Below are 8255 nucleotides of genomic sequence, written 5' to 3' on the forward strand. Positions count from 1 at the left end.
TGATTAAGCTATCCGCAAAGCTGTTATGTCGTAGTAAAAAGGAAGAGCATTATGTCAGCGACGCTCGAAAAAACATCATGGTGGCAGCATTCTGCTCTGAAATGGTTTGCAGTGAGCTTGTGTGTACTCTTTACCGGTTATTTGGTGGTATTGATGTACTCACAGGGAGAGTATCTATTCGCAATGCTGACGTTGGTATTGTTAAGTACAGGGATTTATGTTTTTTCCAACCGCAATACTTATGCTTGGCGCTATACCTATCCGGGCGTAGCAGGAATGGGATTGTTTGTACTGTTTCCGCTCATTTGCACCATTGCTATCGCCTTCACCAACTATAGTAGTATCAATCAACTGACTTTTGAACGCGCACAATCTGTCCTGATGAGCCGTCAGTATCAGTCAGGGCAAGCATTGACTTTTAAGCTCTATCCAAAATCGGATTTGTGGGTTTTGGCACTGAGTATACCGAGCCAAACGAAGCAACTAGTGTCCGAACCGTTTTCGCTGTCAGCAATGGAAGAGACGACTCTGCATGTGTATGAGCAGGATAATCTTGAGAACGGTGAAGCAGCGACATTGCGCATTATTACCCAGAATCGACAGGCATTGAACCAGTTGGTTGTTGTTTTACCGGATGGTAACCGGCTGAAAATGAGTTCGCTACGTCAATTCTCTGGAGTGCACCCTCAATACTCTCTTGAGGAAGATGGTGAGTCCCTCACCGACAATCAAACAGGTACGCTTTATCGCCCCAATACCGATACCGGTTTCTATCAATCTGTCAATGCTGAGGGAACATGGGGTAATGAGACTTTGACGCCAGGATTTACTGTTACCATCGGCTGGAAAAATTTCCTGCGGGTGATACAGGATGAAGGTATTCAGAAACCATTCCTCGCTATTTTCGTTTGGACAGTTGTGTTTTCTCTGTTCACTGTGGTGCTGACAGTTGCTGTTGGCATGGTTTTGGCTTGCATCGTGCAGTGGGAAGCGCTGAAAGGTCGTGCTGTTTATCGCGTGTTGTTGATCTTACCCTATGCAGTACCATCGTTTATTTCTATTTTGATTTTCAAGGGGTTGTTTAACCAAAGTTTTGGTGAGATCAATCTGTTGCTTAACGGTCTATTCGGTCTTAAACCGGCTTGGTTTACCGATCCAACGATGGCGCGAACCATGCTGATTGTAGTGAATGCCTGGCTTGGATATCCCTACATGATGATCCTCTGCATGGGGTTGTTGAAGGCAATACCCGATGATCTGTATGAAGCATCGGCAATGGATGGCGCAGGGCCGTTTCAGAACTTTTTTAAGATTACTTTCCCGTTGTTGATAAAACCATTGACGCCGCTGATGATTGCCAGCTTTGCCTTTAACTTTAACAACTTTGTTCTGATTCAGTTGTTAACCCTTGGTGGACCAGATCGCATTGGCACCACGACGCCGGCAGGCTATACCGATTTACTGGTGAGTTACACTTACCGTATTGCTTTCGACGGCAGTAGTGGGCAGGACTTTGGCTTGGCTGCGGCGATTGCGACAGTGATCTTTTTGTTGGTTGGTGCACTGGCGGTTATTAACCTGAAAGCTACCCGTATTAAATTTGACTAAGGAAGGAATGCAATGGCAATGGTTCAACCCAAATCACAGAAATGGCGTTTGTTAGCGACACATTTGTTGATGTTTACCTTTATTGCCATGATCTTATTCCCTCTACTGATGGTTATTACTATCTCCCTGCGGCCGGGGAACTTTGCTACGGGGAGTTTGATCCCGGAAAATATCTCTTGGGAACATTGGAAATTGGCACTGGGTTACAGTGTGGTATCACCGGATGGCCGTGTTACTCCGCCACCTTTCCCGGTTATGCTATGGCTCTGGAACTCTGTTAAGGTGGCCTTTATTACCGCTGTAGGTATCGTTACCTTATCAACGACTTGTGCTTATGCTTTTGCCCGTATGCATTTTCGCGGTAAAAGTACTTTACTGAAAGGCATGCTCATTTTTCAGATGTTCCCGGCGGTACTTTCCTTGGTGGCGCTGTATGCTTTGTTTGATCGACTAGGGGAATATGTACCGTTTATTGGCCTTAATACCCACGGTGGTGTGATTTTTGCTTACTTGGGGGGCATTGCGTTGCATGTCTGGACGATTAAAGGTTATTTTGAAACTATTGACGGTTCTCTGGAAGAGGCTGCCGCGCTTGATGGCGCGACACCGTGGCAAGCTTTCCGTATGGTGCTGCTACCGCTTTCGGTACCGATTCTGGCAGTGGTATTCATTCTTTCCTTCATTGGTGTGATTACGGAAGTGCCTGTTGCCTCACTGCTTTTGCGAGATGTGAACAATTACACTTTGGCGGTGGGCATGCAGCAGTACCTTAACCCACAGAACTATCTTTGGGGAGATTTTGCCGCCGCTGCTGTGCTCTCGGCACTCCCGATTACCATCGTCTTCTTGGTTGCTCAGCGCTGGTTGGTCAGTGGTTTGACCGCCGGGGGAGTAAAAGGCTAATCGCAATATTCTCAATGTGAATCCCTTTAATAGATTGAGATTAAAGGGATTCACGGAAGTATCAATTATTGCTGGTGGTGAACTTGACGATTTAATTGCCATGACAGGAGATCGGTAAATGCCTGCCAACGTTTGAACTGTTTGGTTTGGTCTGCTGTCATTGGCTGGGGGTCACCGAGTAATAATCCTGTTTGATTTGCCCACGGTCGAAATTCACCTTTGCCTATCATGACATAAGCTCCTTGCTGTGTAATAGTGACTTCCGGGTTATATCCTTGACACCAGATAGGGTCTAGATGTTCAGCCAGCAAATTACAGCCGGTACGGTAATAAGCTGTATGTGACAAGCTCAAATGGTAGAGGGTTGGCCAAATGTCTTTATGACTGCCGACTCTGGTAGCATCAAAAGTTGCGTTTTGGCGATAAGCGGGCGGCACGTAGAGATAAAACGGTACACCGTGGCCGATTGCCAACTCATGAGCATCTGGATAACTGATACCTCGAATATTATGGTCACCGGTTGCCGCAATAATGGTATGGGAAGCCAATGACTGAGATTTTACCCAACTAATAAATTGTCCTAATTGATCATTGGCGTAACGCAGGGTATGAAAAACCTCTTGTAACTCACTACCACTAGCCAAATGACTTAAACGTTGTTTCTCGGTATCACTCAGCTTGATGTCGGTTTTCTGATAACCTGCCGGCGATTTATACGGTGGGTGATGGGTAGTAGACAATGACATAATCAGAACATGTTCCCCGTTCTTTTCTGCCTGAATCAGGCGATTTTTAATATAACGGAACATAAACTCATCAGGCACACCCCAAGTACCAAATTGGGCTTCTGGATAGCGTTTTTTCAGCCCATTCTGATCGATGAATTCACTAACGCCCAAGTTTGGCAAGAACTGATTCAAATTACGCCATGCTCCGTTACCGGATGTGACGAAGATGATTTTGTAACCATTCGCCAGATAGGGTTTGAACATATTGCTGGTGAAATCGAGATCCTGCGCTGTGGATTGACTGACTGAACTGTTTGGGCTGCGGATCAAGAAACGGCTTAAACTGTCAATAGTGCCATCTCCTTCGGAAACGAAACGTTCAAAACGCCAGTCGTTTTGCCAGTGCTGGCGTAGAGCGCCAAAAACATCAAGGTCTGGGCGATCCAAGCTTTGTAGGTGATAACCCATACTCTCCATGACGTTAAATATTACGTGAGGCGGATTTTTTTGAGCAGTGGGATTGTCGGCGGTTTTAGCCATAAACGGTGACAGATTGGCAGGGGTTGGCTTCTCCAGAAAATGGTTTAATAACCAGCTACCTTGTTCATCTGTTGCTTCTGGGAAGTAGCTGTTTTTGTAATGATCATTAAACGCCCAATTCAGTGCCATTGGACCATTAGGTGTCAGCATATTAAGCATTTTGACTTCTGAAACTTGTGTATTGGACTGACGTAGTGGAAAGGTACCTATGGAGCCACGCATGCCAACGAAACAGACAGTCAAAATAACCAGCGTCGCGATAGCAGAAACCGGCAGACTGGTTTTATGCTCTGTGCGTGAGATAAGGTAGCGTTGCCAGAGTAGACAGAGCCAGAAAACAGTCACTGCATACAGAGCTAAACAGAGCAAACTTTCGATAACCGGATAGTCGTTCCATAGGGTGTGCAGCACGGCTTGAGTATCATCTTCCACTAAGCCGAAGATGAAAATATCGAACGACCGTTCATAAGTGGCATAGTAGTAAACATTACTTACCGTCAAAGCCCCGACTACGGTATTGAGTGTTGTTGCCAACCACGGATAGGCATGTTGCCATATGTTGAAGCTGTTTTTATTAATGGCAAATAAGCTAGCAATCAACAGACAGGGTACAAACAGCAGGCTGGCAATACGAATATCAAACAGTCCGCCGATCCAGAACATTCGTTCCACGTCTTGAGTAGAGTCAATGAAGAGCTGATAATTGCCATAAGTTAAGAGAAGATAGATTCTTCCCGCCATTTGTGTTGCTACCGTTAGCAACCAGGGAAGTAAAAGTGCGATAAAAGCCAGTTTAAATCTGGAAAACCACATAATGCCTTCTTATTGGTAATAGATTGATAAGGTTAATTTAGTGTTTATCAGGTCAAGATCCTATCTCATCCAGCAATTTACTGCCTATCTCATTGGGTTATTTTATTTGCTATTCAGGAACCCGCCGAGCCCTCTCTGTAGAAAATGGCATTATCGGCAGGGAAGCACTGAAAGTTCAGCTTAACAGCGTCTGGGAAATTATTCATGAATATAAGCCAGATAATATCGTTACGTCCGGTTGCAAATAAAGGTAAAAAACCCAGCTTAATCTGGGGTCAATATTGGTGGTCTTACACGAAAGGTCATCGAAGTGAATATTGACCTTAACCCCAAAATCGGCGCGGACTGGTGCTTTAAAGGGCAGCAAAATGTGGCAGTGACTTAAATATGTGAAAGAGTTCATGAAGGCGTTTTCATTACAACAACGGCCTGGAATGAAAAAATGCGTGTATTGCCATGATGAAAGTTTATTTATCACCAGCCCCAATATACCGGATTAATATCTCGATGCTTTTGGGGTTTTATATTTCCTCCGCATCGGATGAAAATTTACGGCGATTTTTATTCATTCCATACCCTACATTGATAGAGATTAATCAGCTGTTTTATGTGATATTTATCACATTTTTTCATGTTCATATGATAAATATCGTGATCTTGTGGTCATAATATTTAGAGAGCGAAATTCTCTGTTATTTGTCTCCACTCCATCCTACTCAGTTGGACGCGGTCTATTGTTCTCTCTAACGCCACGTATTAAGTGATGGCTATTTTACGCTGTCATTTTTTTACCGCGGAACAGACCGCCGCTATTTAAAAGAGCCGCATGTCATGGCTCGTTTAATGGCTTCTTGCGTTATCCCCGTTTCAGGATAATGGCTCAATTATGTAAGGTTTCAAATATGGATGGATTAGTTTTCACCTGCCGAATTGGCGCACTGCCCCAAACCACCTTTCAGGTAGCGCAATTTACTTTACAGGAAGAGCTGTCGCAGCTTTATCGCCTGACGTTAAAAGTGGTGAGCTCACGTGATGACATTCCCCTGAATGAACAGCTGGGGGACAGCTCGTCACTGACCATTACCCGCAATGGCGTCACCGAACGGACCATTAATGGGTTGATAGCTGGTGCTGAACAGGGTAATACCGATGGTCGTCGCACTTTTTATATTTTCACTATCCGCCCTACAATGTGGCTGATGACGCTCAATCAGGATAGCCGTATTTTCCATCGGCAGTCCGTACCGGAAATCTTAACGATCCTGCTTAAAGAGCATCGTATTTTATTTACCCGCGATACGCTCTATAAACGCCATGTCGAACGGGAATACACCACGCAAAAACGCGAATCCGCCTATGATTTCTGGTGTCGGCTGGCGGCGGAAGAGGGCATTGTCTTCTGGTTTGAGGAGAAACAGACGTTGTTCTGTGATTGCCGCCTGGGCATGCAGGCGGATATCGATCTGACTTACAATACGCATCCTGAAACGGACGAGACCGATACCACGGCGTACCAATGGAGTTATGGCGAATACCTGTGCTCGAATGGCACTGTCCAGAAAGACCATAACTTTCTTAACCCCAAATATTCGCTTGAGCATCAGAAGCAATCCGACGATAGCGGGCGCAATTCGGTGTTTGAAAGTTACGGGCGTTTCCAGTGGGACGAGGAAGCAAAACCGTTTACCCAACTGCGGCTGGAACAGTTACGAAACTACAGTAAAGTCGGCACTGCTAAAACCCACTGTATCCGGCTTCGGCCGGGCAAAATTTTTACCCTGCAATCCCATCCCATAGAGGCCATGAACGACCGCTGGCAGGTGATCTCTGTCACGCATCATGGGTGGCAACCTGTCGCGTCAAACGACGGGGGCGAAGGGACGACACTGACAAACGAGGTCGCCTTTATTCCAGGACGACAGGACTGGCGGACGGTGATGAAGTCGCCACGGTGGTCGGGCCGGGAAGCGAAGAGATTTATGTGAACGAACACGGCGCGATACGGGTCCATTTCCACTGGAACCGTTACGATAAAGCGGACGACCTCGCGTCTTGCTGGGTACGGGTGGCACAAGTCTGGAACGGCAACGGTTTCGGTTTTATGGCGATACCGCGCGTCGGGCAGGAGGTGATAGTCAGCTATCTCAATGGCGATATCGACCGCCCGATTGTGACGGGGTGTACCTACAATGGCCTCAACCGGCCGCCTCTTAATTTACCGCTGGAGAAAACCCGTACCACCTTTAAAACCCGGACTCGCGGAGGAGAGGGATTTAATGAACTGCGTTTTGAGGATGAAAAAGGCAGAGAGGAAGTGTTTATTCATGCTCAACGGAATATGAAAACGCAGATTCTCCGGGATAAAACCACGCAGATAGGCCATGACCAGCAAACAGAAGTGGCGCATAACCGCACGGCGATAATTAAAAACGATGATGATGAAGCCGTGCAGGGCTTTCAGACGCTTGAAGTCGGTCAAAATCAGACGGTGACCATTAAAGGTCAGCAAACCCTTTCCGTTGGTAAAAGTCATCAATTGAACGTCACCGATAATCAGCAAATTACCGTGGGTAAACATATCACGATGCACTCTGAACGCGGGCAAATCATCATTGGGAATGCAGGCGGGCAGATAGTCATTGATCCAATGGGCAATATCCGTATCGAAGGGGTCAGCATCACCATGACCGACCATGTTACCGGAAAGAAATCCGCCGGCGCGCTGTTTGACTACTCCGCCCGCTATACCCTGCTCAGTGAGCAAAGCGATAAGCCGCTGGTGAATATCCCCTACACCATTACCACCGGCGATGGTCAGGTCATCCCGGGTAAAACTGATTCGCTAGGCAGAACGATGACCGTGCAGAGTGCGGCAGAAGAAAATTTGCAACTGAGTTCACCGGAAACCCTACCGAAACCGAAGCAAACCTTATACCGTGCCAGCGGTAACACGCCGGTAGAGTATGTGATGGAATTTATGGAGATATAAGTATGGCAATATCCAACAACGACAAGATGTGCCCGGCTGTCACATCAATCACCTGCACAATGGAAATAGGCGTCTTTCCCGCTGATGAAGATCCCTGTTATCTGGCGGAAAAAGCCGAATACGCCCTGCGTCTGCCGGCAATGATTATCACCAAACTGGGCGCTATTCGCTTTCTTAATCAAATCATTATGAGTGGGTTGATTAAGGTTGAGGAACTTAAACATGACTTCCTGTGGCCCTATAAAGCAGAAGTGGTGTTTGCTATCCGAGGAGAGCAAGATGTCCCCTTACCTATGCTGGCAACCAGTCAAGTCTCTAAGCAGCGTTATGGCGATAACTTACCGCAATCCAGTAACCCATTTGTCCGGCCTTCTGCCGAAGACGCAGAAAAATTTGGGGTTGTTGGTATCCGTCGGCCCGATATTATTTTGGTTAAAGATGAGGCTCTCCGCTGGCCGGGCAGAAATGCCACCTACTTTGATGGTTCTGTGCATCCCGATAATCTGAAAATGCTGATTGAGGTGAAATTTCCGGGGGATGTGCTCTCTGACAATCAGGAACGAGATTATATCCAGATTGCAACAGAAAAACGCTTTGGGGTAATGCGCGTCGACGATAACCGCACAGAAGAGCAAAAACAGTATGATGAAGCATGGCGAAAACTTTATCAGCCC

4 protein-coding genes and 1 pseudogene are annotated in these 8255 nt (G+C 46.5%); 4 read left to right on the forward strand and 1 reads right to left on the reverse strand.

The window, feature by feature from the left end; all coding sequences use genetic code 11:
• Nucleotides 1–51: 51 nt before the first annotated feature.
• Nucleotides 52–1608, forward strand: coding sequence for a maltose ABC transporter permease MalF (gene malF, locus ACGF49_RS11755; protein WP_113044242.1), 1557 nt, complete (start codon nt 52–54; stop codon nt 1606–1608).
• Nucleotides 1609–1620: 12 nt separating this feature from the next.
• Entirely contained in the window at nt 1621–2511 is an 891-nt protein-coding gene (malG, locus tag ACGF49_RS11760; protein ID WP_011144846.1) for a maltose ABC transporter permease MalG, read from the forward strand.
• 65 nt (nt 2512–2576) lie between these two features.
• On the opposite strand, the gene ACGF49_RS11765 is transcribed toward malG, so the two are convergent.
• Complete coding sequence (locus ACGF49_RS11765) at nt 2577–4592, reverse strand: LTA synthase family protein (RefSeq protein ID WP_387491064.1); 2016 nt, start codon at nt 4590–4592, stop codon at nt 2577–2579.
• Between the two features lie 902 nt (nt 4593–5494).
• Here ACGF49_RS11765 and tssI point away from each other — a divergent pair.
• Nucleotides 5495–7581 (forward strand): annotated as a pseudogene (gene tssI, locus ACGF49_RS11770) (type VI secretion system tip protein TssI/VgrG).
• A gap of 2 nt (nt 7582–7583) precedes the next feature.
• On the forward strand, nt 7584–8255 hold a 672-nt coding region (locus tag ACGF49_RS11775; RefSeq protein ID WP_387491066.1), incomplete at its 3' end, for a VRR-NUC domain-containing protein.

This window comes from Photorhabdus sp. RM96S, assembly GCF_042879335.1.
Classification (GTDB): Bacteria; Pseudomonadota; Gammaproteobacteria; order Enterobacterales; family Enterobacteriaceae; genus Photorhabdus; species Photorhabdus kayaii.

Excerpts from the sequence above, each read along its gene's own strand:
- ACGF49_RS11765 (WP_387491064.1), bottom strand. The coding sequence starts at position 4,592 with ATGTGGTTTTCCAGATTTAAACTGGCTTTTATCGCACTTTTACTTCCC.
- malF (WP_113044242.1), top strand. The coding sequence starts at position 52 with ATGTCAGCGACGCTCGAAAAAACATCATGGTGGCAGCATTCTGCTCTG.
- malG (WP_011144846.1), top strand. The coding sequence starts at position 1,621 with ATGGCAATGGTTCAACCCAAATCACAGAAATGGCGTTTGTTAGCGACA.